This window comes from Petroclostridium sp. X23 (genome assembly GCF_030013905.1).
Taxonomy (GTDB): Bacteria; Bacillota; Clostridia; order SK-Y3; family SK-Y3; genus X23.
Map to the genome: position 1 here is coordinate 213,193 of NZ_CP124862.1, position 24,592 is coordinate 237,784.

The 24,592-nt window shown below is 37.6% G+C and carries 23 protein-coding genes, 1 tRNA gene, 1 pseudogene and 1 riboswitch; of the genes and pseudogenes, 16 read left to right on the forward strand and 9 right to left on the reverse strand.

Annotation, left to right across the window (positions count from 1 at the left end; all coding sequences use genetic code 11):
- Positions 1–95: 95 nt before the first annotated feature.
- The 7 genes from QKW49_RS00995 (at position 96) to QKW49_RS01025 (ending at position 8,450) form a co-directional block, all read left to right on the forward strand.
- On the forward strand, positions 96–914 hold the full coding sequence (locus QKW49_RS00995) for a transketolase (protein ID WP_282865734.1): 819 nt from the start codon (positions 96–98) through the stop codon (positions 912–914).
- Positions 915–917: 3 nt separating this feature from the next.
- Positions 918–1,862: a transketolase C-terminal domain-containing protein gene (locus QKW49_RS01000; protein WP_282865735.1), complete on the forward strand. Its 945-nt coding sequence runs from the start codon at positions 918–920 to the stop codon at positions 1,860–1,862.
- Positions 1,863–1,880: 18 nt separating this feature from the next.
- Complete coding sequence (locus tag QKW49_RS01005) at positions 1,881–2,741, forward strand: phosphogluconate dehydrogenase C-terminal domain-containing protein (protein WP_282865736.1); 861 nt, start codon at positions 1,881–1,883, stop codon at positions 2,739–2,741.
- Between the two features lie 295 nt (positions 2,742–3,036).
- Positions 3,037–4,167, forward strand: coding sequence for an ABC transporter substrate-binding protein (locus QKW49_RS01010; RefSeq protein ID WP_282865738.1), 1,131 nt, complete (start codon positions 3,037–3,039; stop codon positions 4,165–4,167).
- 88 nt (positions 4,168–4,255) lie between these two features.
- Positions 4,256–6,718, forward strand: coding sequence for an ATP-binding cassette domain-containing protein (locus QKW49_RS01015; RefSeq protein ID WP_282865740.1), 2,463 nt, complete (start codon positions 4,256–4,258; stop codon positions 6,716–6,718).
- Entirely contained in the window at positions 6,715–7,692 is a 978-nt protein-coding gene (locus QKW49_RS01020; protein WP_282865741.1) for an ABC transporter permease, read from the forward strand. Before QKW49_RS01015 ends, QKW49_RS01020 begins: the two co-directional genes overlap by 4 nt.
- A 14-nt stretch (positions 7,693–7,706) precedes the next feature.
- On the forward strand, positions 7,707–8,450 hold the full coding sequence (locus tag QKW49_RS01025) for an amidohydrolase family protein (RefSeq protein WP_282865742.1): 744 nt from the start codon (positions 7,707–7,709) through the stop codon (positions 8,448–8,450).
- A gap of 134 nt (positions 8,451–8,584) precedes the next feature.
- On the opposite strand, the gene QKW49_RS01030 is transcribed toward QKW49_RS01025, so the two are convergent.
- From QKW49_RS01030 to QKW49_RS01060, 7 genes and pseudogenes are all read right to left on the reverse strand, one after another.
- Positions 8,585–9,337 (reverse strand): FadR/GntR family transcriptional regulator, encoded by a 753-nt coding sequence (locus tag QKW49_RS01030; protein ID WP_282865743.1) that lies wholly within the window; start codon positions 9,335–9,337, stop codon positions 8,585–8,587.
- Positions 9,338–9,596: 259 nt separating this feature from the next.
- The gene (locus tag QKW49_RS01035) at positions 9,597–10,436 is read right to left on the reverse strand and encodes a GGDEF domain-containing protein (protein ID WP_282865744.1); all 840 of its coding nucleotides are present in this window, start codon (positions 10,434–10,436) and stop codon (positions 9,597–9,599) included.
- Complete coding sequence (locus tag QKW49_RS01040) at positions 10,433–10,777, reverse strand: hypothetical protein (RefSeq protein ID WP_282865745.1); 345 nt, start codon at positions 10,775–10,777, stop codon at positions 10,433–10,435. Before QKW49_RS01040 ends, QKW49_RS01035 begins: the two co-directional genes overlap by 4 nt.
- Positions 10,778–11,041: 264 nt before the next feature.
- A riboswitch (cyclic di-GMP riboswitch) is annotated at positions 11,042–11,130 on the reverse strand.
- A 771-nt stretch (positions 11,131–11,901) separates the two neighbouring features.
- Positions 11,902–11,978 (reverse strand) — tRNA-Met (locus QKW49_RS01045).
- Between the two features lie 221 nt (positions 11,979–12,199).
- A pseudogene (locus QKW49_RS01050) lies at positions 12,200–12,295 on the reverse strand (manganese catalase family protein); the annotation flags it as partial.
- A gap of 3 nt (positions 12,296–12,298) precedes the next feature.
- Positions 12,299–12,613, reverse strand: coding sequence for a spore coat protein CotJB (locus QKW49_RS01055; protein ID WP_282865746.1), 315 nt, complete (start codon positions 12,611–12,613; stop codon positions 12,299–12,301).
- A gap of 15 nt (positions 12,614–12,628) precedes the next feature.
- Positions 12,629–12,943, reverse strand: a complete 315-nt coding sequence (locus tag QKW49_RS01060) for a spore coat associated protein CotJA (protein ID WP_282865747.1) — start codon at positions 12,941–12,943, stop codon at positions 12,629–12,631.
- A 228-nt stretch (positions 12,944–13,171) separates the two neighbouring features.
- Here QKW49_RS01060 and QKW49_RS01065 point away from each other — a divergent pair, with 228 nt between their 5' ends.
- The 3 genes from QKW49_RS01065 (at position 13,172) to QKW49_RS01075 (ending at position 16,889) form a co-directional block, all read left to right on the forward strand.
- The gene (locus QKW49_RS01065; RefSeq protein ID WP_282865748.1) at positions 13,172–13,858 is read left to right on the forward strand and encodes a FadR/GntR family transcriptional regulator; all 687 of its coding nucleotides are present in this window, start codon (positions 13,172–13,174) and stop codon (positions 13,856–13,858) included.
- 239 nt (positions 13,859–14,097) lie between these two features.
- Entirely contained in the window at positions 14,098–15,816 is a 1,719-nt protein-coding gene (ilvD, locus tag QKW49_RS01070; protein WP_282865749.1) for a dihydroxy-acid dehydratase, read from the forward strand.
- Positions 15,817–16,073: 257 nt separating this feature from the next.
- Positions 16,074–16,889, forward strand: coding sequence for a peptidoglycan-binding domain-containing protein (locus QKW49_RS01075; protein WP_282865750.1), 816 nt, complete (start codon positions 16,074–16,076; stop codon positions 16,887–16,889).
- 108 nt (positions 16,890–16,997) lie between these two features.
- Here the strand turns inward: QKW49_RS01075 and QKW49_RS01080 are convergent, their stop codons facing one another.
- Together QKW49_RS01080 and QKW49_RS01085 are read right to left on the reverse strand one after the other, a co-directional pair.
- On the reverse strand, positions 16,998–17,198 hold the full coding sequence (locus tag QKW49_RS01080; protein ID WP_282865751.1) for an alpha/beta-type small acid-soluble spore protein: 201 nt from the start codon (positions 17,196–17,198) through the stop codon (positions 16,998–17,000).
- An 84-nt stretch (positions 17,199–17,282) separates the two neighbouring features.
- The gene (locus QKW49_RS01085) at positions 17,283–18,164 is read right to left on the reverse strand and encodes a DUF2225 domain-containing protein (protein ID WP_282865752.1); all 882 of its coding nucleotides are present in this window, start codon (positions 18,162–18,164) and stop codon (positions 17,283–17,285) included.
- A 297-nt stretch (positions 18,165–18,461) separates the two neighbouring features.
- On the opposite strand from QKW49_RS01085, the gene QKW49_RS01090 reads away from it, so the two are divergent.
- From QKW49_RS01090 to QKW49_RS01115, 6 genes are all read left to right on the forward strand, one after another.
- Entirely contained in the window at positions 18,462–19,625 is a 1,164-nt protein-coding gene (locus QKW49_RS01090; RefSeq protein WP_282865753.1) for a cysteine desulfurase family protein, read from the forward strand.
- 5 nt (positions 19,626–19,630) lie between these two features.
- Positions 19,631–20,809, forward strand: coding sequence for a tRNA uracil 4-sulfurtransferase ThiI (gene thiI / locus QKW49_RS01095; protein ID WP_282865754.1), 1,179 nt, complete (start codon positions 19,631–19,633; stop codon positions 20,807–20,809).
- 71 nt (positions 20,810–20,880) lie between these two features.
- Positions 20,881–21,081, forward strand: a complete 201-nt coding sequence (locus QKW49_RS01100; RefSeq protein ID WP_282865755.1) for a PspC domain-containing protein — start codon at positions 20,881–20,883, stop codon at positions 21,079–21,081.
- Positions 21,082–21,245: 164 nt separating this feature from the next.
- Positions 21,246–22,517, forward strand: a complete 1,272-nt coding sequence (locus QKW49_RS01105; protein ID WP_282865756.1) for a competence/damage-inducible protein A — start codon at positions 21,246–21,248, stop codon at positions 22,515–22,517.
- 148 nt (positions 22,518–22,665) lie between these two features.
- On the forward strand, positions 22,666–23,700 hold the full coding sequence (gene recA / locus QKW49_RS01110) for a recombinase RecA (protein WP_282865757.1): 1,035 nt from the start codon (positions 22,666–22,668) through the stop codon (positions 23,698–23,700).
- Between the two features lie 265 nt (positions 23,701–23,965).
- The gene (locus QKW49_RS01115; RefSeq protein ID WP_282865758.1) at positions 23,966–24,592 is read left to right on the forward strand and encodes a RecX family transcriptional regulator; all 627 of its coding nucleotides are present in this window, start codon (positions 23,966–23,968) and stop codon (positions 24,590–24,592) included.

Here is a 24,592-nt window from a genome sequence, read left to right on the forward strand (position 1 = left end):
TTGGTTAAGTCAAATATTTTCTAGTCTAGATTTACTGTGATTAAAAATCAAATTATTTTCTCGAAAATTTAATTACAAAGTGGGAGTTGGTTCAAATGAATGAACAAATAAAATACTTATGCGACCAGGCTAAAGTAATAAGGAAAGATATTGTGGAAATGGTGTACTTAGCTAAGGATGGGCATCCTGGGCCGGCATTGTCTATAACAGATATTGTTGCATCGTTATATTTTAATCTAATGAAGTTGGATCCGCAAAATCCGGATTGGCCTGAAAGAGATAGGCTGATTCTTTCCAAAGGTCATGCCTGTCCCGCTGTTTATTCCGCATTGGCTAAGAAGGGCTACTATTCTGAAGAAATTCTTCCGACACTTAGGGCATTTGATTCCAAGCTGCAGGGACATCCGGTAGTGAACAAGACACCCGGAATTGATATGACATCAGGCTCCCTTGGAAATGGATTGTCAATCGGAGTTGGAATGGCTTTAGCTGCCAATTGCACCGGAACAGACTATAATGTTTACGTAATCATGGGTGATGGTGAACTCCAAGAAGGTATAGTGTGGGAAGGTATGATGACAGCCACAAAATACAAACTGGGAAAACTCATTGTTTTTGTTGATCATAATGGTTGGCAGAGCGGAGACTCTGTTGAATGTATCAGCGGACTTTTGCCTATATATCAAAAATTCGAATCCTTTGGCTGGCACTGCCAGGAAATAGACGGGCATGATATTGAAAGTATTCTAGGTGCTGTAAACACTGCTAAAAAAGAAGAAAACCGTCCATCTATGATTCTTTGCCGTACGATTAAAGGAAAAGGAGTTCCATTTATGGAAAATGACAACTCATGGCACAAGAGGGTCCCTACTAAAGAACAATATGAAGAAGCAATGAAAATTCTGGGGGTGTAATTGATGGAGAAATTTAAAGGTTCCAGAGAGGCATTTATCGCAAGTTTTATGGAATTGGCTGAAAAGGACCCAAAGGTTGTCATGGTTTCCGCAGATTCTGTTAAGGCGGCAAGGGCAACGGATTTTGTTGAAAAATATCCAAACAGGTATTTTGAGGCAGGTATAGCAGAACAAAACGCTGTGGCAATCGCTGCGGGTCTTGCATCCTGCGGATTAAAACCTTATGTTGTGACATATGGCGGATTTATTACGATGAGAGCTTGTGAGCAGGTGCGCACATTTGTAGCTTATCCTGGATTCAATGTAAAATTAATAGGTCTTAATGCGGGATTAATTGGCGGAGAACGCGAAGGCTGTACTCATCAAGCTTTAGAAGATATGGGAATAATCAGGAGTATTCCGGGTATTACGCTGGTTGCCCCTGCTGATGCACTTGAGGTTTACCACGCTGCCAATGCAATCGCAGAGATTGATGGTCCTGTTTATCTAAGGCTTGGAAGCGGCCGTGAACCGGACGTGTTTTCGGGAGACATACCCTTTGAATTAGGAAAGATAAGGATTATAAAAAAATATGGAACGGATGCTGCAATATTTGTGAATGGATTTATTACCGATCGCGCAATAAAAGCAGCAGAGCTTCTTGATTCGGAGGGAATAAAGCCTACATTGGTAGAAGTCCATACTTTAAGGCCTGTAGATGTTGAAGGAATAACTGCTGTGCTGAGTAGATGCAAAGCGGTTGTGACGGTAGAAGACCACAATATCAATGGAGGTCTGGGAAGCGTGATTGCAGAAATCAGTGCGGAGCACTGTCCGACTCCTTTGATAAGAGCCGGCCTAATGGATATCTTCCCTGAGTCCGGCCCCGCGGATATACTTGCCGACAATTATAATATGTCGGTTCAAGATATTGTTAATGCAGTTAAAAAGGTATTGCTAAAAAAATAAATCAGGAGGATAATTGATATGAGTGAAAAAGTAAAGGTAACCGTCGTCGGTGCCGGCGGTAAAATGGGTACACGTGTGACCAATAATCTTGCAAAGCACGTGGATGAAATTGAGCTCTATTTTGTTGAAAATAGTGAATTTGGTGTAAAGGCTATACGTGATAGGGGTTTTGATGTAACACCTGCTGAAGTAGCTGTTCCGGCTGCAGATATTACTGTACTGGCAGTACCTGACAGCGTGATAAAGGTTGTATCGGAAGGGATTGTGAACTTGCTTCGCCCCGGTACGGCACTCATCATTCTCGATCCTGCTGCAGCTGTTGCAAAGGAGCTGTCTTTAAGAGATGATTGCACCTTTGCCGTTACACATCCATGCCATCCTTCATATTTTCTTGATCAGGATACGTATGAATCCAGAAATGATTATTTTGGCGGACTTGGAGGGAAGCAGGATATCGTGATGGCTCTGATCCAGGGGGATGAAAAGGTTTTTGAACAGGCAAGAAAAGTATCGGAAATTATGTTTGAACCTGTAGTTAACAGCTACGTGATGGGAATCAGGGATATTGCTTTCCTGGAGCCTACCCTTGTAGAGCTGCTCGGAGCTACCTGCTTGTATGCGATGGCTGAAACCGTAAACGAAGCTGAAAGAAGAGGCATTCCCCGTGAGGCCGCAATTTCATTCCTTGCCGGTCATATTTACAACCTTTCTGCCAATTTCCTCGGTATACTGGATGCCAAGGTATCTGATGCCTGTCAGGTTGCTATAGGACTGGGCAATCGCCTGGTACTTAGGGAGGATTGGAAAAAGATTTGGGATGACACAGTGCTGGATAATGTAATAGCTACAATGCTCCATCCAGAGAATCCTAAGATATAATATCGATGTATAGATAAAAAACTCTGAAGTTATAAATATAATATTGCTCCAGCAACTGATATTCCAAATCTAAGAGCTTATATTACTCATGTTTAAGATCAGGGGACATCCCTCTCCTTCGTCAAGGAATGTCCTCAAAGAATCCTTTAAAACTCGTTTCGTTCAAACGATAAAGGTATCTATCCTACACTTTGTAAACAATCTCTAAGATTTTCAATAAGGTTGCTTACGTATGATTATATTTTACTTTTAGAGTCTTTTTCTATAAATATAAAATTAATGGAGGTTGGAAAAAATGAAAAAGAGACTTATAGGAGTAGTATTGAGCCTGGTCATGACGATGGGTTTGTTTGCCGGATGCGGAAGTTCACAAAAACAGGAAAACGCCCCAGCTCCAACTCAAGCAGCAACCAAACAGGAATCTGCCAAGCCAGATGCAGGACAAGCCGGCAAGGAAGCGGTTGAAGCTTTAAAACCGGATAATGTATTGAAAAGCGGGAAATATGTTATCGGACTTTCTAACTCATATTTCGGCAACACCTGGAGAAAGCAAATGGTTGAAGCATTTACCAATGCAGCTAAAGAAGCAAAAGCAGCCGGATACATATCTGATTATGAGATCCAAAATGGTGATGGTACAGTAAACTCACAAATCGCGCAAATCAACAGTTTTATTTTAAGTAAGGTTGACGCTATTGCCATTTGTGCAGCATCCCCAACAGCATTGAACAGTACAATACAAAAAGCCCTGGATGCAGGCATCAAGGTAGTCGCATTTGATTCAATTGTTGAACTTGATGGGGTCTATACAATGGATTATCCTTGGGAGCAAATAGGAACAGACAGTGTTGAATTTGTTGCTAAAAAATTAGGTGGGAAAGGTAATATTGTTGTAGTTAGAGGAGTTTCCGGAGCAGCTCCGGATAAAGGGATTTATGCCGGAATTACAGAAACGCTTAAGAAATATCCAGATATTAAACTAGTACAGGAAGTTATAGGTGAAGCCAGTGCTACAAAAACACAAGAAGAACTGATCAAGGTGTTGCCATCCCTTCCTGAAATAGATGCTGTTATTACACATTGCGGCGGTGATGCAATAGGCGTTGTGAATGCATTTGAACAGGCCGGCAAAGAGACTCCTATTATTATCGGCGACAATACTGCTGAATTTATAAACTGGTGGTCGGAAAAGAAAGACTATGAGACATTAAGCCAAGGATCTACACCGGGATGTGGAGCTGCAGCTTTCTGGACAGCACTGGATATCCTTAATGGTTATGATGTACCGAAAAAAATGATGTTAGCTGTGCCTCATATCACTAATGACAATCTGAAAGATTATCAAGGAATGAAGCCAGGCACATTTGTATCGCCAAACTTCACAAATGAATATGTAATTAAGAATATAATTGATGCAGCAAAATAATAACACTAACTGAAAAATACATTACTGAAGCGGCATTTATACCTGTATAAATGCCGTTTCTAAAATTCAAGAAAGTATGGTGGTAAGCTTGGGAAATTTAGGGGAATGTTCATCAAGTAAGAGAGAAGTTTTTTTAGAAGCCCAAGGCCTTTTGAAAACTTATGGACCGACAACGGCTGTTAATCATTTGGATATTAAAATATACAAAGGCGAAGTATTAGCGCTCATTGGGGGAAATGGTGCTGGAAAGAGCACACTCACAAAACTTCTGGCAGGGATCGTGCAATCAGATCAGGGATCAATCAGCATTGAAGGAGAAGAAATGAATCTGGATAAATATTCTCCGGCAGTAGCCAGAAAGAAAGGAATCCGCGTAGTGCACCAGGAGCTGTCGCTGTGTAGAAATCTGACAGTGTACGAGAATTTCTATACTGAACAGTTTCAAAGATTTGATAAAAAATCGTTTGATTGGCGGAAACGAGCCAAAGAACTTGCTAAAGAAGCTCTTGATAATGTCTTTCCAAACCACGGGATAAATGTTAATGCCGGTTTATCGACATTAAGTATTGCACAACAGCAGATGGTGGAAATTGCAAGGGCAACAAATGACCCTGATGTAAAAATGCTTGTTCTGGATGAACCTACTTCATCATTACCGGCTGAGCAGACCAATCAGCTGCAGGAATATATAAAAAAGAGTGCAAGTACGGGAATAGCCTATATATACATCTCTCATCGTTTAAAAGAAGTTATGTTTTTGGCAGACCATATTTATATCATGCAGAACGGATCTGAAAAATACCAGTGTCCAATTTGCCATACCAGTGAAGAAGACATGGTTATGAGAATGGGAGATGGCGTTGTTAAAGTCAACAAGGATAATACTATTGTATCTGTCGATTTTCCTATAAATGAGAACGTCAGCGTTAAGTTTAATAATTATTCTACAAATAAGCTGAAGAATGTAAATAATCAAATGTACGGCGGTGAAATTATAGCACTAACCGGTCTTGAAGGAAACGGACAGCTTGAGCTCCTTCAGGAAGTCTTCTTTCAGGCAGGTAAGAATGTACAGGGCGTTAAAGTAAATGGCAAGGCCGCATATGTTGCAGGAGACAGAAAAAAAGAGGGGATATTTCCACTTTGGTCAATAGCAGAGAATACGGTTATTTCAAATATATCTGACGGACCTTTATTTAAAATATTTTCTGCAAAGTTCATAGATGAAATTGTTGATAAATGGAATGGAAGATTAAAAACCAAATGCAATTCCTCGGAAGATCTGATTACCAGTTTGAGTGGGGGAAACCAACAAAAAGTTCTAATTGCCAGGGCGATGTGCGTGGATGCAGACATCATTTTATTAGATGACCCTACCAGGGGTGTTGATGTAGGTACAAAGCTGGAATTGTATGAAGTATTCAGAAATGCTGCAAAAGAGGGCAAGCTTGTCATTTGGAGAACATCGGATGACGCTGAGCTTGAGTACTGCACCAGACTATGTGTCTTAAACAGAGGTTCTATTGTAGGAGAATTCGGACATGAAGAATTAGAGCATTCTTCCATATTGAAATTAGCATTTCAGCAAAGTGAGAAAAAGCAAGAAACTAAGGAAATTAAAGAAGTTAAAAAAGCAAAAGAACATAAGCTTTACATGTTTTCATTGATTTCAATGATTCTTCTTTATTCGATTTGCGGAATTTTGTCACCTGCAGTTTTCCAAAAGTTTGGATTTGAATTGCTGGCAGTAGGTTTTACACCCTTTATTTTCGCGGCACTGGCGCAAACATTTATAATCGGTCTTGGGCATATTGATTTAGGAATCGGTGGATTTATGGGATTGATAAATGTTGTTTGTGCGACCGTTTTAGATCAAAACACGGGTTTGGGAATATTGCTTTTAATTAGCTTGCTTATGGTATATTCAAGTATGGGATTGATCATATACTGGAGGGGAATACCGCCCATCATTGTTACACTGGGAATGTCCTTTGTATGGGTGGGTACAGCCTACGTTCTTCAGGATGTTCCGGGAGGGCATGTGCCTGAATGGATGGTGAAATTCTTCAGTTTTAAGAATCCGGTTGCGGAAGGAATTATTTTATGGCTTGTATTTTCAATTGCTGCTGCAATATTGTTTTATCGTTCCCGGTACGGTACTGTTTTACGGGGCTTTGGAAATAATGAAACTTCTATGATCAACAGCGGTTGGTCAAAAGCCAAAGCCTATTGGGCTACTTATCTGGTAGCAGGATTGTTTGCAATGATGGGTGGTTTTGCTCAGTCAGCCATTACAGGTGCATCGGATGTCAATGCTTCCGCCACCTATACAATGCTTACTGTTGCGGCTGTTATTATAGGTGGGGGTCATTTTTCAGGCGGTATTGTGACACATATTGGTGCAGTTTTTGGAGGTATTTCTCTTACCATGATAAGTGTTTTACTGGGACTGATGAAGGTCAGTACGGATTTTACCGCAACAATCCAGGGATTAGTGCTGATTTTAATCCTTTCATTGAAGCTGATCAGAAAGGAGGAACATAAACAATGAATAAAATAGTGAACTATATAAAAAACAACAATTGGGTTTGGGCTGCAATCGGAGCTTTTCTGCTATGGCTGATTATGGGTATCTCATCAGGAAGACTTAACCTGGATAGTTTCTTGTCCAATGCCTATACAGCATCCTTTCTAGCAATAATCGCATTTGGGCAGATGCTTGTTGTAACTACCGGAAGAGGAGCAATAGACCTATCAATTCCAGGTGTACTAACTTTTTCGGCATTTGTCTCTGTGAGTATTATTAATGGACAAAATAAAAATTTGATCCTTGCAATTTTAGCAATCATTGTAGTAGGTGCGGTAATCGGATTTTTTAACAGCATATTTGTTATGTATTTAAGAATACCTGCAATAATAGCAACAATGGCAATGAACTACATACTTACAACAGCAGCATTATTGATAAATAAGAATTTTTCGATATTCGCAATTGCTCCTGCTCTTAAAGCTGTTACAAGGGCGAAGATTTTGGGTATTCCTTTGATGATATACATCATAACAGTACTGGCAATATTCATCTGGACTATATTAAATAAAACTCCGTATGGGAAATCTTTGCATGCAGTTGGACAGAATATAGATGCAGCACGGCTTGCCGGCATTAAGGTTGTTAGAGTAGAAATGATAACATACATGGCCAGCAGCATCCTGGCGGCTTTGGCAGGAATGTTGATTTCTGCAAGGGTAGGAGGAGCCCTCCTTGGTATGGGAGATGCTTATTTACTCGAAACGGTTGCTAGTATTGTTGTTGGAGGAACTTTAATTTCAGGGGGCAAGGCAAATGTTGTAGGCACTCTTGCAGGATGTCTGTTTCTTGGTTTGGTTGTAACATCCATGCAGATTATGGGATTCTCGGTAGGGGCTCAGAATATTCTTAAGGGACTGCTGATAATCATTGTTATAGTTTTAGGAGCTGCTTCAACAAATAGCAATAAGCACGTAAAAAGACTTAAAAATATTTAAAGGGGGAGAGAATAGTGATTATCGATGTTCATGCGCATATTGGGGTGGATGTTGTATTTGACGAAGAACTTACAGAAGAGCAACTGATAGAGGCATATAACAAGTACGGTATTGATGGAGGAATTGTACAGCCATATCTTCCAAGGATATATATGGAAGATCATATGGATATTCATGATAGGATTTTTCAATTGACCAAAAACAAGGAAAAGAAATTTTGGGGAATGGCATCTATTAATCCTCATTTTCGGCCGGAAGATTATGATAAGGAAGCCAAAAGATGCATTAATGAGTTGGGGTTTGTAGCAATTAAAATCACTCCCATCGGGCATGCAACGCACCCTTCTTCAAAAGATGCTTTTCACGTATGGGAAGTGTGCAGGGAATTATCGGTGCCTTTGATGATTCATACCGGTGCGGGTATTCCATTTTCTGACCCAATAAGTGTTGAAAAAGCATTGGAGAGCTTTCCGGATGTGACTTGCGTGCTTGCCCATGCAGGTTCCGAAATGCATAATCAGCAGGCAACATATCTTGCGAGAAAATTTGAAAATGTTTTTTTGGAACCAAGCTGGGTAGGCGTACTAGGAGTTATGAATATGATTAAACAGATAGGCTGTGAAAAGATATTGTTTTCTTCCGATAATATCTATAATATACCTGTGGAATTGGCGAAATATAAATCGCTAATCAGTAACCAAGATAATTTGGAAAAAGTACTATATAAAAATGCCGTAAAAATTTTCAATCTCAAATAAAATGTGAAAGTCTGCTCTTTTAAACAGGCTGGAATTAACAAATAAAAAATGTTTGATATAAAGGATTTTATTATACTTTTATATCAAACATTTTTTTATTCACAGCATAAAGAGTAATGATTTCATTCTGAAGCTCAGGGGCGAGAAAGGCTTTTCCACACGGTAACGGAATTTTTTATAGCCTTCGCTGCTTTTTCAATACTCTTTTCTTTAAGTGCATCAAGAATTTGTTTGTGGGTCTCCAGCGCTTTACGTCCGGTAGCCTCATTCTCGTGGGTTTTTTCGATAGAAAGAGCATAGAAGTCTAAAATAAATTCATACGTTCTCTCAATCAATCTGTTTTTAGTCGCAGAACTCAATGCCAAATGGAAATCAAGGTCGCACCTGGATAATTCAGCAGGTGAAGCACTTCCGGTCTCCACTTTTTTTAACATATCAAGATAAACGTTCTCAATTCTATTTAAATCCTCAGGGTCTGAATTCTTTATAATAAGCGTCGCTATATCTAGTTCCATTAATTGACGGAATTCAGCAAGCTCTTCAACATCAGGCTCAGCAAGAATGAGACTGAATAAAAGAGGATCAAATAGAGAATTAGTTGTAGATTTGGCAATATAAGTTCCATCGCCTTGCTTGATTTCTACAATTCCGAATGCAGAAAATATCTTCATCGCTTCACGGATTGAACCGCGGCTGACATTAAGGTTTTTTGCAAGATCGGTTTCATTTGGCAGTTTATCGCCCGGCAGCAGCTTTCTTGTGAGCAGTAATCTCTTAATATTGCTTATTACCACATCAACTGCTGTTTCCTTTTTCTGTGGAGTAAACATGTTCTTATTCACGTAGTCCTTGTTAGAAGAACCATATTCATTAAAACTGGTGATCATCAAATAAACTCCTTAATAGTATTTATCAAACTTAGAATATATGGAAAGTCTATTAAACATATGATGTTTAATGAATTAATTTTACCATTCGAACTTTCTTATTGTCAATAACAATAATTACACAAAAAAATAGCAAAGGTTTAGAGAGCTTAAACTTTTGCTATTTTTATATGTTCGAAAATAACCGGTTATACTTTTGAGAAATAGCTGTGAAAGTTAGGTATAGGTTCTAGATATTATGTAGAGGATTTTGCTATCTTTAAAGATTTTGGACTACATATTTTTTAGGTGCTTGTTTTGCAGCGGTAGATGCTAAACTTGCTTTATTTAGTAACTCTTCAACCCAAAAAGTTTTTTCGGGATTATATTGTGTCATGTTTTGTTGGTCGGTATGAACAATTCCCACAGAGGCAGATATATCTAAATTATTAGGCCATTTTTTAGTTTGAAATTTGCGTATGAGTTTTACTGCAAGAGCTGTGGCTTTTTGTCTGCTATCATTTAATAATAATACAAATTCATCGCCACCAAACCGGCATACAAAAGTGTTTTCATTTTCAAACTTCTTTAGCATATTGCTTGTTTCCATTAAAATTTTATCACCAAACGCATGACCAAAATCTTTATCAATTCGTCCAAATTTATCCAGATCTAAAAAAATAAAACTGAAAGGACTATTATTTTTTAAAAAGGTCATGGATTTTGCAAGGATATATTCTTTTTTATACAAGCCAGTCAAACTGTCTTTGTATTTCCCTATTTCCTTAAATAGATCTGACTTGGTTAATATTCCCACTACTTTTTTGTTGTTGACAATCACTAATTTTTCAATATTGTATTGATCCATTAAACTTTGAGCTTCCCAAAGTGTGTTATGTGGTCCTAAAACTATGACATCAGATGTCATAGCGTCAGCCACTATTCTATTAGGATGGGCTTTTTTTATATCTCTGGAAGTTATAATTCCTACTAATGTCCCGTTGTCGATAACAGGTAACCCGCCAATCCTTTTCTCCCGCATAATTCTTTCAGCTTTCATAACACCGCTGAGTAAATCTATTGTAAATGGCTTTGGTGTCATTATTTGTTTAATAATCATAGTTCAATTGACCTCTTTACGTTAATTTCTATGTTTATATTTGCCTTAAATACAGTACTATCGCTAATAAAATCTTCTACTTCTTCAATAACTACTTTTGTTAATTGATTGCGTGATATTATTGACAGTATTTTTCTTCGGACAACGATAGCTTCAATCTTTGTATGCTCTACTTTAATAACCTCATATTGGTCCGGTGATAGAACATCTGCCATTCTCCTGGCTGCTTCTGTCCCGATAGGCGCATATTTGCCAAGAATTAATATATCCTGCATAGGTGGCATCTCAAATTCACAAAACTTAATTGAGACGGTGGCACTTTTAGTTTTTTCACGTCGCATATATATGACCTTCTTTCTAAGTTATAAAGCTCATTTATCTGATTAGCAGAACAAACTAATGTAGTTCACTTGCAATCCAGTATAAATTTATAACATAACCTTCGTTAAATACAGCAATGATTTGGATATGTACTTTCTTGATTAAAATTGTATTGTATAAGCGGGAGAGTTAGCCTATCCTCACTATAAAGAAGGCACCTACAGGATCATAGGTGCCTTCTTTATATAGGTTACGCAAATCAATAATAACTTTTTTAAGTAATCTTCGGCAACCTGGCAATCGTAGGAAAAGATATTCCAGTAGACCCATGGTTTTGCGACCTTATTTTTCAATAAGTGTGCCATTATCGGTATATATTAAGTTTTGTTTAAAAAAGTTTTTACTATATATTCCAGAGTTGTAGTGCTAAAGCACTATAACTCTGCCTCTTATGTAGGTCTAAAGTACCTTTATTGTTAATATTCTACATAATTATACAATATCCTCTTTTTTTTAAAAAATTTTTAATTTTTTTGTATTAATTATGCTAGGTTTCTTTTATAAGGTATATCCACTTCCAATCATCACCAGTAGCATTATAATGTACAAATTTTCAACAGTAGGGTTAATAAGGCTTGCGTTAAGAGAATAATTCATGCCGACACATATAGATTTATTTACTTTTGTTATAGTAATTGATAGAAATACAAGTTTTTGTCCTTCAGAAAGAGAAAGATTCCAAGAAGAATTAGAAGAGCAATAAATAAGGTTTTAGTAAAGAATCATAACGAAGTTACTCACGTTATGATCCTAAAAATAAAGATGAGGGTGCGGAGTAAAGTACACAATTAGTTTTAGCTTTTAGTTTTTTCTATAATGTTAACAGCTTCTTCGTAAAGAATAGCTTTCTTAAAATGTTTCTGGATACCATCAATAATCCAATCTTTACGTTTTTGGTTTAGCTCAGGGCATCGTTGATTGCTACATGTACCATTATGTTTTATTGATCCGCATTGACAAAAATCCAATATTATCACTCCTTAAAAGATTATATTCATAGTTTATCCTAAAAAAAGAAGATTAACAGACAGGTTTAATGTAATAAAAAAATCATAGATTCTTGTCTCTATAATCTTTGATTTAATGGTTGCGGGAGCCAGATTTGAACTGACAACCTTCGGGTTATGAGCCCGACGAGCTACCGGATTGCTCCATCCCGCGATATATTTTGTGCGACACTAGTTACTTTATCATAGATTCTTCGAAAAGTAAAGCGAAGTTTATGAAGGGCAAGGGCAGCAGGTTTGATTTTTATTGTACTAGCATTATTGGTGCCTTTCTATACTGGATAATGTTTTTATTTGGATAGGTAGACATTGGCCCAGAACTACAATATAATGTAATTAATAAGCAGGGAAAGTATATTCTACCCTATTGCAGTAAGGACCGCCGTATTGTGTTATAATATATTTTGCCATTTTAGGATTAGGACATTTTATTTTTACCGGATATTCCAGCTTTTTTTCATATACCCACATAAACTAACACTCCTCCCCAGCAAGTTGAAAGTTGAATTCGGCGCTCCATGGCCAGGGGTTATTATTCCACTGCCAAGGGTAGCCATGTATAGGTCCGTATGCATTGATCGGTCCGTACATTCTTTCATAAGTATTTCTTAACATATTTGCTTGCATAGCAACACAATTATACTTCATCAATGCTTCTCTATCGCAAGGGTGAGTATCAAGATATAAATGCAAGTCTATGACCATAAAATCAAGTGCTGAAAGTTGCTTTAACATTTCATCTCTACTCATATGCATTCTATCCATATCCATATTCATATTCATATTCATATACCTTCCTCCTTTTTAGTCAAATACGGGTGGTTTGCATCTTTTATCGGGGGCTGTATAAGGGCTATAGAGTTCTGGGAATACAGTTCCTTTATCCAGTCCTTCTACAGGTTCATATGTGGTACAATATTTCTGAAAAGGAACATAGGCTCTTGCAAGCTTTACATTATACAAAACTGTTTCTTGCGGTATGCAAGGGCCGGCAGGCGGACAATACATACCTGGGAGCTGCTGCGGTGCGCGGTGCATGTCGGGCAGATATGGCATATCCGGCATCATATTATGCCCTGGATCATGAAAATATGTCTCAGGTGCGCAGTTATCAATCATAATAAATCCTCCTTAAAAATAGGTTTCTCATATACATAATATTCTCATTGATAAAATTTGTTACAAATAATAATATCTAATTGATCAGACAACATCATTTAATCAAAAGTGCATAGCATAAAGTGAAAAATATAATGATAAACAGATATTTATAAAAAAATAATTCATAATTATTTTAAAATATGTTATTATAAGACAAGTATATTGATTTCTAAGGAGAATGTGACAGTGAATAGTGCGAGTGATCAGATATATTTTGATATACAATCGAAAATTATTAGCGGAGAATTAAAAAGTGGCGATAAACTACCATCGGAAAATGATATGTGCAAATTATGGAATACTAGTAGAGTATCTGTAAGGAAAGCTCTAGAAAGACTTGTTGCTATCGGTGTGCTTTACAAGAGAAAGGGTGGAGGGACCTATATAAGCGAATTGGATGCGTCCATGTATTTTACCTCTTTGTTACCGTTTATTCTCTTTAGAAAAGAAAATATGATTGATATCCTGGAGTTTAGGAAAATTATAGAAGTTGGGGCTGTAAGACTTTGCGCGCAGAGAAGAAATGATAACACAATAAAAAAACTTCATGAGTTGTTGGATGAAATGGAGGAATACAAAGATGACCGCGAAAGATTTCCTTATACGGATTTGCAATTTCACTTAGAAATCGCAAAAGGTACTGACAATGCAGTGATTGTTAAAATAAATAATATACTTATAAGCCTTTTGGAAACGCATCAAAAGAGCTTGAATAAAGTATTGGGGCCATCTGGTGGATTAAACGATCATAAAAATATCCTTATAGCGATAGAAGATAAAAATCCTGAACTGGGTGCTCATTTTATGGAGATGCATATTGTAAGGACAATTAATGATATTAAGAAAGCCCAAGATATTAAAGCTGAAGATTAAAAACACTGTCGGAAGTTTATCATAAAATATGTCATAATAATTAATCAAATATTATTATGGCATATTTTATAACCAAATAATCTGTAATACAGATATCTTAAAATATGTTGGATTTAAAATAAAAAAATAGCATATAACAGGCGAATATGTTTATATTGACGAATGAAATATAAAATTATATAATTAACTTGTAATACAGAAATGCTATTAATAAATAATATAGAAAAGGAATGGTTTGAATGTTAAAAAGTCAAAGAATGAGAAGTGTTGCTGCGGAAATGGACTCATTAAAACTTGGAGCCGGATGGACTGTAGAAGAATTGAACCGGCCGCAGGTGATGGTTCAAAGCTCATGGGGAGATAGTCATCCGGGAAGCGTTCATCTCGGAAGATTAGCTGAACAAGCCAAAAAAGGGATTCGTCAAATGGGAGGACGGCCTGCACAATTTACTGTGACAGATATTTGTGACGGTATTGCACAAGGGCATGATGGGATGAATTATTCATTAATATCCAGAGAGATGATTGCACTGACTATTGAAACACAGTTAAATGCAATACCTTTTGACGGTGGCATATTCATATCATCATGTGATAAGTCGGTGCCTGCTCATCTGATTGCAATTGCTAAGAGCGATATGCCTTCTATATTTGTTCCCGGAGGAATGATGATTGCTGGGAAAGACAACCTGACATTAGAGCAAATCGGATCATATTATGCGCAATATCTAAAAAAAGAGATTACCGAAGAAAAATATGAGCAATATAAACAAGATGCTTGCCCCAGCTGTGGTGCATGCCAGTTTATGGGCACTGCTTCAACTATGCAAGTAATGGCGGAAGCACTCGGTATTGCCCTGCCGGGCTCAGCACTAATTCCTGCGGTAAAGGATGAAATAGACCAAAATGCATTAGTGGCAGGGAAGCAAATATTGAAGCTGATTGAAATGGATTTGACCCCGGCTAAAATTATCACTCGGAAGGCTTTTGAAAATGCAATTATGGTACATGCGGCAATTGCAGGTTCTACCAATTCATTGCTGCATATGCCTGCCATTGCGCACCAATTGGGTATTGAGATCAATCCTGAACTATTTGATGAGATACATCGAAAAATACCGTATATAACAAATGTCCGTCCTAGCGGTAGTTTCCCGGGAGAGTATTATTGGTATGCGGGAGGTACTCCGGCAATCATGGAAGCGATTAAAAAACATTTGCATTTGGATGTGATGACAGTTACGGGAAAAACTCTGGGTGAAAATCTGGAAGGTTTAAAGAAGAACGGTTTTTATGAAAATTGTAATAGATATTTAATAGAAAAAGGGGTAGAAAAAACAGCGGTAATAAAGCCATATGAACAACCGATACAAAAACAAGGCGCAATCGCAATTTTAAAAGGAAATCTGGCACCGGAAGGAGCAGTGGTAAAGCATTCGGCAATTGTTAAGGAAATGCATCAAACGATTGGAACGGCAAGACCATTTAACTGTGAAGAAGACGCATATAAAGCGGTTATAGAAAAAAGAATAAAACCCGGAGATATGGTTTTTATCAGATATGAAGGACCTAAAGGATCCGGAATGCCGGAGATGTTTTATACTACCGAAGCGATTGCTTCAGATCCGGAACTTGTCAGCACGGTAGCGCTTATTACCGATGGAAGATATTCAGGAGCAACACGGGGTCCTGCAATCGGGCATGTATCACCCGAAGCTGCTGAAGGCGGTCCCATTGCATTGGTGGAAGAGGGAGACCTGATCAAAATTGACATACCGGCTAGACGATTGGATATTGTAGGCGTTGCGGGTGAAATGAAAACCGAAGAGGAGATGACCGCAATTTTAAAGAAAAGAAAAGAAGATTATAAAATGATACCTTTAAAAGAGAAAAGCGGAATATTGAAAATTTACTCAAAACTTGCCGTATCTCCTATGAAAGGCGGATATATGGAATAATTTACAAGAAAGCAGCAATATATTTCATACAAGTCTTTGTTGTATTTAATATAATAGTAATATCGTTAATGAATTTGTAATAGTATTTAATAAATTTGTAATATTTTAAGGATATATAAGAATAACTGCATATAGGTATTATAATATAAAATAATCCACTAATGTCATCTTAGACTAAATAATATTATTATGGTAAACTAATAAACATATTAGCTTAGACCAGTAGTATGTATGATTATTTAGGGAGGATGATGAAGATGAATATAAAAAAAATAGCTATTATCAGCGCAGTTAGTTTAATGATTTCTGCAGCAGGAGTTACATATGCTGCACCTGCATATGCCAGTTCATATCAGAATACAACAGTTATAATGAAAGTAGGCTCCAGAGGAGCGGAAGTTACCAGTTTGCAGCAAAAACTAAAAGATTTGGGATATTTCAATGTAAACGCAACCGGATATTATGGCAGCATTACAAAGGCATCGGTAATAGCATTTCAGAAGGATAATGGATTGATTGTAGATGGTATTGCCGGACCGCAGACTTTGGGTGCACTTTCAAGAAGCACCCCGCAGGTCAGCAGAGGAACTGCTGCAGCTTCTAAAGATCTTCTGGTACCATGGTTTGATGGAGCGGAGAATATTTTCAAAAAGGGCGATGTTGCAACGGTCACTGATATAGACACCGGCTTAACCTATAAGGTTAAACGTGTTGCAGGATATAACCATGCCGATGTGGAAACACTAACCAAAGAGGATACTGCCATATTAAAAAAGATTTACGGTGGAAGTTGGTCGTGGACTAGAAGAGCGGTGATTGTGAATGTCAATGGAAGAGAGATGGCTGCCTCAATTGCAGCTATGCCTCATGCAGGGAGAGATGATAAGCCGTTTGGGGTAACTGTCGATAACCGAAGCGGAAACTATGGCCGGGGAGCAAATCTGGACGGTGTAAAAAATAATGATATGTCTGGTGTTGTAGACTTGCATTTTTATCAGAGTAAGACTCATGGAACTAACCGCGTGGATACCGCACATCAGAATATGGTAACCAAAGCAGCACGTAGTAGGTAATCAGAAGACGTTATATTATGAAAGCTTAAATAGACTGACTTTTCAAGTTAGGATTTAAATAATAAAAGTAGCCGAAATTTTACGGCTACTTTTATTATTATTGTGCAATTATTTACCTGCCATACCCTGTTCAACTTGTTGGATCATCTTTTTAACCATCTGTCCACCAACTGAACCAGCCTGTTTTGCAGTTAAATCCCCATTATAGCCTTGCTTTAAGTTAACGCCAACTTCTGTAGCAGCTTCCATTTTAAATCTATCAAGAGCTGCTCTTGCTTCAGGAACTAATTTTTGATTAGTGTTTGCCATGATTATCACCTCCATTAATATAGTTTCCCGTAATAGATAACTTTATTAATGTACTTTATGGCAAATATGTATTATTATGTAACGTTACTTGCTCCAATTGAATAATCCGCTAAATAGTCCTTGTTTTTTTATTGTAGTACTATCAGCTGTAAGCTGTTCATCGGTTTTTTCTTCATTTCTTTCTTGAGTAATTAAATATTTTTGGTCCCTTGCCATATCCTTTATTTTATTCTTTGCATTACGATTACATAAAACCCTGCTAAACCATAATAATGCGTTGGTATTGTCTTCCAGTCTTCTGTATAACTCTCCGATGAGGTATGTAGCACTGGATTCATCTAAACCTGCAATCGGAAAAGATTCCTTTTCAAATGCTTGTATAAATCCTTCCAAAGCTTGTTGAAGGAACTTATTTTCATTTTCATTATCATTTTTAAGGCGGCTCAGCCAACCAAGCTTCAAGCATATGAGCGCTTTTTCACTAGATTTGGCATTTTTTACGATAGCATTCAATAATGCAAGTTTATATCTTTCAATAGCAGTGTCAATATCATATATCGCTTCATATGCTTTTGGTTTCCATTTAGAGCATATTTTTTCTTTAATAAGTCTCGTTTGTGTTGATGTTAAGTGATTAAATTGTGCCGAAATTGCGGCGTATCCGCACTTGACACAAACCCATGAATCATAAAGCATGGGACTTGGGTCTTGATAGTATATCATAAAATCACTGTCCCTGGAGACCACTCTTATACTGGAAGACTTAACGGCACGTACCGTAATATTCGAGTTGCAAACAGGACATACTATTTTTCTATCATAGAGAAAGTCAGTTTGCTGCCTTTCTTGCACTTTCTTATTTGGTTCTTCTTCAGTATTTTTTGTATATACGGAAACATTTTCGAGATCATCGAATCCTAAATCTTCCAGACCTTCAAATAAGTCATTTATTTCATCTGCTTTCATCTTCATCCTCCTTAAGGTGGCCGGGATATTCCCTTATACGTAGTAGTAAAAATAAAAGTTAGACTATTAATTAATGATAGTATACCAGAAAAAAACGTAGGTCTAAAGACCTATTTATGTAATAATATGAAATTATTTATTGATGAGTATATTAAAACATAAAAGAAAATAGATGCCAAGCATGAATTGTACAGGTTTTTATTTGCAAATTCGCAATAATTAATATAAAATAATACAATGGAAATTTAAGCGTATTTGGGTAATACTATAAATATCAACGGTCAACGGGGTGTTTTTATGCAAAAAGAAGTATATCTTGATAATAGTGCCACGACAAAGCCCTATACTGAAGTGGTTGAGGCGATGGTGGAAATGTTGACGGAAAACTATGGGAATCCGTCATCTTTACATATAAAAGGTATTCATGCGGAAAGAGCCGTAAAAAAAGCCAGACAAAACATAGCGAATGCACTGGAAGTAAAGAGCAGTGAAATCATCTTTACTTCAGGAGGTACGGAATCTAATAATATTGCCATCAGAGGTATTGCCGCAGCGAGTAAAAAGAAGGGAAACCATCTTATTACTTCTGTGATAGAGCATCCATCGGTATTAAACACCTACAAGTATATGGAAGAAATGGGATATCGGGTCTCGTATATCCAAATTGACAGAGATGGAATCATCGATATGAAGCAGTTAGAAAACGAGTTGGGTGATGATACCATATTGGTAAGCATTATGCACGTCAATAACGAAGTAGGTACAATACAGCCAATAAAAGAAATACGAGATGTGTTATCGATAAAAAAGTCACAAGCCGCGTTTCATGTGGACGCAATACAATCTTTCGGTAAGATTCCATTTACTCCTGAAGAGTTCGGCATCGACATGCTATCTGTCAGCGCGCATAAGATTCATGGTCCTAAAGGGATTGGGGCTTTATATATAAAAAAGGGCCTGCTTATAAAACCTATCATATATGGAGGAAATCAAGAAACCGGTATTCGTTCAGGTACTGAAAACGTACCGGGGATGATTGGATTTGGAAAAGCAGCAGAGCAGACATTTGCTAATCTCAAAGAAAATATATCTATGATGAAACGCTTGAAAAACAAGCTGAAAGAATTAATTAGTATGAGTGTGGATAACATCGTTATCAATGGAACTAATGATGAGAAGAGTGCTCCTCATATACTAAACGTGTCTTTTCCTGGTGTTAGGGCGGAGGTTCTTCTACATGCGTTGGAAAGCAAAGGGATTTTTGTATCGACCGGTTCTGCATGCTCATCTAACAAACCCTCGCCCAGTCATGTTCTAACTGCAATGGGGACAAGTCGCGAATGTATAGAAGGTGCAATAAGATTTAGCATATCAACTTTTAATTCAATAGAAGATATTGAATACTGTGCGGAGCAGTTAGCGACAATAATCAAACAATTACGAAAGTATATGCGGAGGTAATATTAATGGATGAATTGATTTTGGTGAAATATGGTGAGATCATACTTAAAGGTCTGAATCGGCCTTTGTTCGAAGAAAAGCTTATAAAAAATATTAAAAATGTAATAAAGGATTTAGGAAAGATAAAAGTGACCAAAGCGCAAGCCACGATTTATGTTGAGCCGCTTAATGATGATGTTAGTATCACTAAGGTAATAGAACGGTTAAAGAAGGTATCCGGTATTGTCTCAATTAGCCGTGTTGCTAAAATGGAAAAAGATTTGGATGAAATAAATAATAAATGCGTAGAGTATTTGAGACCGGTTTTAGACCAGATTAAGACTTTTAAAGTAGAAACAAAACGTGCCGACAAAAAATTTCCGTTAAAATCTCCCGAGATCAGCAGAGAAGTGGGAGGATATATATTAAGCCAGTTTAATCATTTAGTGGTTGATGTACATAATCCGGACATCGTGGTAAATGTAGAAGTAAGAGATACATTTGCTTACGTTTATACAGAAAAAATAGCAGGTATAGGTGGTATGCCTATCGGTACCAATGGAAAAGCAGCACTTCTTCTATCGGGTGGTATAGATAGCCCGGTAGCCGGATGGATGATTGCAAAGAGAGGTGTAGAGCTGGAAGCTGTACATTTTTTCAGTGCTCCCTATACCAGTGAAAGAGCAAAAGACAAGGTCATTGAGCTGGCAAAAATTATGGCTTCATACTGCGGAAGGATCAAACTGCATATTGTGCCATTTACCGATATCCAACTGGATATCCATGAAAAATGTCCTGAAGATCAAATGACATTGATCATGAGAAGATTTATGATGAAAATAGCGGAGAGAATTGCTGTGAAAAGTGGTTGCAATGCACTTATCACCGGGGAAAGCCTCGGACAAGTAGCAAGTCAGACGATACAAAGTCTCGGTGTAACCAATGCTGCTGTTGATTTGCCTGTATTTAGGCCGTTAATCGGAATGGATAAAGATGAGATTGTAACCATTGCAAGAAAAATTGATACATTTGAGACATCCATCTTACCCTATGAAGATTGCTGTACGGTTTTTGTACCTAAACATCCCAAGACCAAACCGGTATTGGATAAGATCGTAGAATCCGAAACCCATCTTGATGTAGAAACGATGGTAGATAAAGCAGTAAATGATACGGAAGTAATAGAAATCACCGCAGAAAAATAGCATACTTTTATATACTTTTTCCGTACATTATAAATAGAAAGAGTTATTAAAATGTGCAGGAGGAGATAATCATGCAAAAAAAGCTGTATCTTTCAAATATTGATAAAAAGTGGGCCGGAGTATGCGGAGGCATAGGTGAGTATTTTGATATTGACTCTACATTAGTGAGGTTGATCTGGGTACTTCTAACTATATTTTCTGCCGGAGTTGGCGGACTTATTGCATATTTACTGGCGTGGGCTATTATTCCTCCGAAACCGGAGAATTACTAAAAAAGTTCACGGTTCACAGCAGCGTTATAGTTCTCTGCGAATTGCTGGCTGTGAACCGTGGGCTTTTCTTTTATGAAACATCTATAACAAATACAATGTTATAAAATAAAAATATATGCTAAAATTATACAGTAGGCATATTGAGTGAATAAGGAGGTAATTTTATGAATGCGGAAATCATTGCTGTCGGAACAGAATTGTTGTTGGGTCAGATATTAAATACAAATGCGCAGTATTTATCTACTAAATTATCGGAATTGGGTATAAATGTATTTTTTCAAACGGTTGTGGGTGACAATAATCAGCGTCTGAGAGAAACATTGGGAAATGCGCTAAGGAAAACAGATATAGTAATTTTAACCGGAGGGTTGGGCCCTACAAAAGACGATTTGACAAAAGAAACTATTGCTGAAATTATGGGATTGCCATTGGAATTGCATCAGGACAGTCTGGAAAGAATAAAAGATTTTTTTTCTAGAATAAATAGAAAAATGTCTAAGAATAACGAGAAACAAGCAATGCTGCCAAAAGGTTCTATTGTTTTACCAAATGATCATGGTACCGCTCCGGGATGTATCATAGAAAACGATGATAAAATAATAGTGATGCTGCCCGGACCGCCAAAAGAGATGCAGCCAATGTTCCAACAATCTGTTTATCCTTTTTTACGTGAAAAAAGTCCATATATTATCCATTCGCGGGTACTTCGTATCTTTGGGATTGGGGAATCATCGTTAGAAGAAAAGCTATCTGACCTATTTGAAAAGCAGAATAATCCAACCATTGCACCTTATGCGAAACAAGGAGAAGTAACTTTAAGGATTACGGCAAAATGTGAAGACATTGAAACAGCGGAAAAGTTGATTGCACCGGTGGAAGCTGAAATCAGAAACAGGCTTGGTATAACCGTTTATGGTATGGAAGAAGAAAGCCTTGAAGAAGTTGCGTGCAGGCTTCTTATGGAGAAGAATGTGTCGGTTGCAACAGCTGAATCATGCACCGGCGGCATGCTGGGTGAAAAAATAACCAGTATTTCAGGAATATCGGCGTGCTATCATATGGGTTTTATTACGTATAGCAATGAGGCAAAAGCAGAATTATTGGGTGTGTCACAGGAAACGCTTAAACAGTATGGTGCGGTAAGCAGTCAAACCGCCGTAGAAATGGCCGATGGTGTCAGAAGGAAAGCAAATGCGGATATCGGAATATCCATTACCGGCATCGCAGGGCCCGGGGGTGGCTCGGAAGAAAAGCCCGTCGGTTTGGTTTATATCGGAATGTCTACCAGAGAGAAAAGCTGGTTTAAGGAATTGCATCTTGTTGGAAACCGGGAAAGGATCAGAAACATGACTACAATGAATGCCTTTGACATGATAAGAAAATATCTGCTGAATTATCCCGATGAACAGGATTCATTTGCTCGGGGAGAGTGTTAAATAAATATAATAAAAATATGAAATTATTTACAAAATTCCTTGACCTTTAAGATATAGTGAGATATAATAAACAAGAACAAACGTTCTTGTGAATTGTATAGATCTTGTACTAATGAAAATATAAATTATATATAAAGGTGGAAAAAATATGATGGAAAAGAAAAAAGCGCTGGAGATGGCTCTCAATCAAATAGAAAAACAATTTGGTAAAGGCGCGGTAATGAAACTTGGCGAAACTACTCATTTGAATCTTGAATCTATTCCTACCGGCGCGTTAAGTCTTGATATCGCTCTTGGATTGGGCGGCGTGCCTAGAGGAAGGGTTGTGGAAATTTATGGACCTGAATCTTCGGGTAAGACGACCGTCGCTCTTCATGTAATTGCGGAAGCCCAAAAAGCAGGGGGAGAGGCGGCATTCATAGATGCTGAGCATGCGCTTGACCCTGTCTATGCTCAAAAATTGGGTGTAGATATAGAGAATCTTATTGTATCACAGCCGGATACCGGTGAGCAGGCATTGGAGATTGCTGAAGCACTGGTAAGAAGTGGTGCGATAGACGTTATAGTCATTGACTCTGTGGCAGCGCTGGTACCAAAAGCTGAAATAGACGGTGAAATGGGAGATGCGCATGTAGGTCTGCAGGCAAGACTAATGTCCCAGGCATTAAGAAAGCTTGCGGGTGTTATCAGCAAGTCAAAGACTACCGCTATTTTTATAAACCAGCTTAGGGAAAAGGTTGGTATAATGTTCGGTAATCCCGAAACTACACCCGGCGGACGTGCCCTCAAGTTCTACTCATCTGTACGTCTCGATGTTCGTAGGATTGAATCGCTAAAACAAGGGAATGAAGTGGTAGGAAACCGAACAAGGGTTAAAGTAGTTAAGAATAAAGTTGCCCCTCCTTTTAAAGAAGCAGAGTTTGACATCATGTACGGTCAAGGGATTTCAAGAGAAGGAAATATTCTGGATACAGGGGTGAATATTGATATTGTCAATAAAAGTGGAGCATGGTTTTCCTATGGTGATGTAAGACTTGGCCAAGGCCGTGAAAATGCGAAACAGTTCCTTAAGGAAAATCCGGAAGTTGCGATGGAAATAGAAGCAAAAATCCGTGAAAACTTTAATTTGGCCTTCTTAAAAAGCATGCCTTCTCCAAATGAAGCTGTTGAAGAATCCGAATAATGCATGTATAATATTATTAGCCTCTTTGTATGTACAAGGAGGCTTTCGTTATGGTGATAAGATATTTACAATATATATATATAACGCACTAAAGCTTTTACATTGGCAAACGGTTTTGAGGTGGTGTATGTGTCCTTGAGAGACGCGCCCAAACTCACTTCGTTCAAACAGTGGACGGTCTCTTACGGAAACATACACCACCCCAAAACCTACCGTTATTGTAATTTCTTTAATGCGTTATATATAGCTTCGGGAGGTTATTTTGATGACAATCACTCATGCTGAAGCACAGAAAAAGAATTCTAGTAGAATGTCGGTTTTTATAGATGGAAAATATGCATTTGGTATTGATGAAGAGGATTGGTTTCGGTTAGACTTACATGTAGGAAAAGAAGTGACTCAACAAGATATAGAGAGAATTAACGAAACATGTAATTATTCTAAAGCGAAAAAAGCTGCGGTCAAATACAGCGTTTATAAAAGGCGCACAGCGTTTGAAATGATAAAAAAGTTAGAACAACAGGGCTTTGACGATTTCGTGATAGAAAGAGTGATTGGCCAACTCCAGCAGTTAGGATATATTGATGATAGAGAATATGCCTGTAGATTTATTAAAGACGCACGCAATCTGAAAAAATTCGGTGAGCATAGAATATATTTGGAACTGCAAAGAAAAGGTATTGATGAAAAAACAATTTATGACGAACTAAATAAAGCTCAATTGGATGACCGGGAAGTATTGGAACCGCTTATAAGAAAAAAAATAGCTTCTGTTTCTTGTGGTGACGATAACGCATTAATTAAGATAAAAAATTATTTTTTAAGAAAAGGATATTCTTTTGAGATGATAAATAAAGTAATCCATGATATAATACATGAGAGTAATTACTAG

Excerpts from the sequence above, each read along its gene's own strand:
- QKW49_RS01100 (WP_282865755.1), top strand. The coding sequence starts at position 20,881 with ATGCAAAAAAAGCTGTATCTTTCAAATATTGATAAAAAGTGGGCCGGA.
- QKW49_RS01035 (WP_282865744.1), bottom strand. The coding sequence starts at position 10,436 with ATGATTATTAAACAAATAATGACACCAAAGCCATTTACAATAGATTTA.
- QKW49_RS01020 (WP_282865741.1), top strand. The coding sequence starts at position 6,715 with ATGAATAAAATAGTGAACTATATAAAAAACAACAATTGGGTTTGGGCT.
- QKW49_RS01105 (WP_282865756.1), top strand. The coding sequence starts at position 21,246 with ATGAATGCGGAAATCATTGCTGTCGGAACAGAATTGTTGTTGGGTCAG.
- QKW49_RS01080 (WP_282865751.1), bottom strand. The coding sequence starts at position 17,198 with ATGGCAAACACTAATCAAAAATTAGTTCCTGAAGCAAGAGCAGCTCTT.
- QKW49_RS01030 (WP_282865743.1), bottom strand. The coding sequence starts at position 9,337 with ATGATCACCAGTTTTAATGAATATGGTTCTTCTAACAAGGACTACGTG.
- QKW49_RS01075 (WP_282865750.1), top strand. The coding sequence starts at position 16,074 with ATGAATATAAAAAAAATAGCTATTATCAGCGCAGTTAGTTTAATGATT.
- QKW49_RS00995 (WP_282865734.1), top strand. The coding sequence starts at position 96 with ATGAATGAACAAATAAAATACTTATGCGACCAGGCTAAAGTAATAAGG.
- recA (WP_282865757.1), top strand. The coding sequence starts at position 22,666 with ATGATGGAAAAGAAAAAAGCGCTGGAGATGGCTCTCAATCAAATAGAA.
- QKW49_RS01040 (WP_282865745.1), bottom strand. The coding sequence starts at position 10,777 with ATGCGACGTGAAAAAACTAAAAGTGCCACCGTCTCAATTAAGTTTTGT.
- QKW49_RS01000 (WP_282865735.1), top strand. The coding sequence starts at position 918 with ATGGAGAAATTTAAAGGTTCCAGAGAGGCATTTATCGCAAGTTTTATG.
- QKW49_RS01090 (WP_282865753.1), top strand. The coding sequence starts at position 18,462 with ATGCAAAAAGAAGTATATCTTGATAATAGTGCCACGACAAAGCCCTAT.
- thiI (WP_282865754.1), top strand. The coding sequence starts at position 19,631 with ATGGATGAATTGATTTTGGTGAAATATGGTGAGATCATACTTAAAGGT.
- QKW49_RS01055 (WP_282865746.1), bottom strand. The coding sequence starts at position 12,613 with ATGAATATGAATATGAATATGGATATGGATAGAATGCATATGAGTAGA.
- QKW49_RS01010 (WP_282865738.1), top strand. The coding sequence starts at position 3,037 with ATGAAAAAGAGACTTATAGGAGTAGTATTGAGCCTGGTCATGACGATG.
- QKW49_RS01085 (WP_282865752.1), bottom strand. The coding sequence starts at position 18,164 with ATGAAAGCAGATGAAATAAATGACTTATTTGAAGGTCTGGAAGATTTA.
- ilvD (WP_282865749.1), top strand. The coding sequence starts at position 14,098 with ATGTTAAAAAGTCAAAGAATGAGAAGTGTTGCTGCGGAAATGGACTCA.
- QKW49_RS01060 (WP_282865747.1), bottom strand. The coding sequence starts at position 12,943 with ATGATTGATAACTGCGCACCTGAGACATATTTTCATGATCCAGGGCAT.
- QKW49_RS01005 (WP_282865736.1), top strand. The coding sequence starts at position 1,881 with ATGAGTGAAAAAGTAAAGGTAACCGTCGTCGGTGCCGGCGGTAAAATG.
- QKW49_RS01115 (WP_282865758.1), top strand. The coding sequence starts at position 23,966 with ATGACAATCACTCATGCTGAAGCACAGAAAAAGAATTCTAGTAGAATG.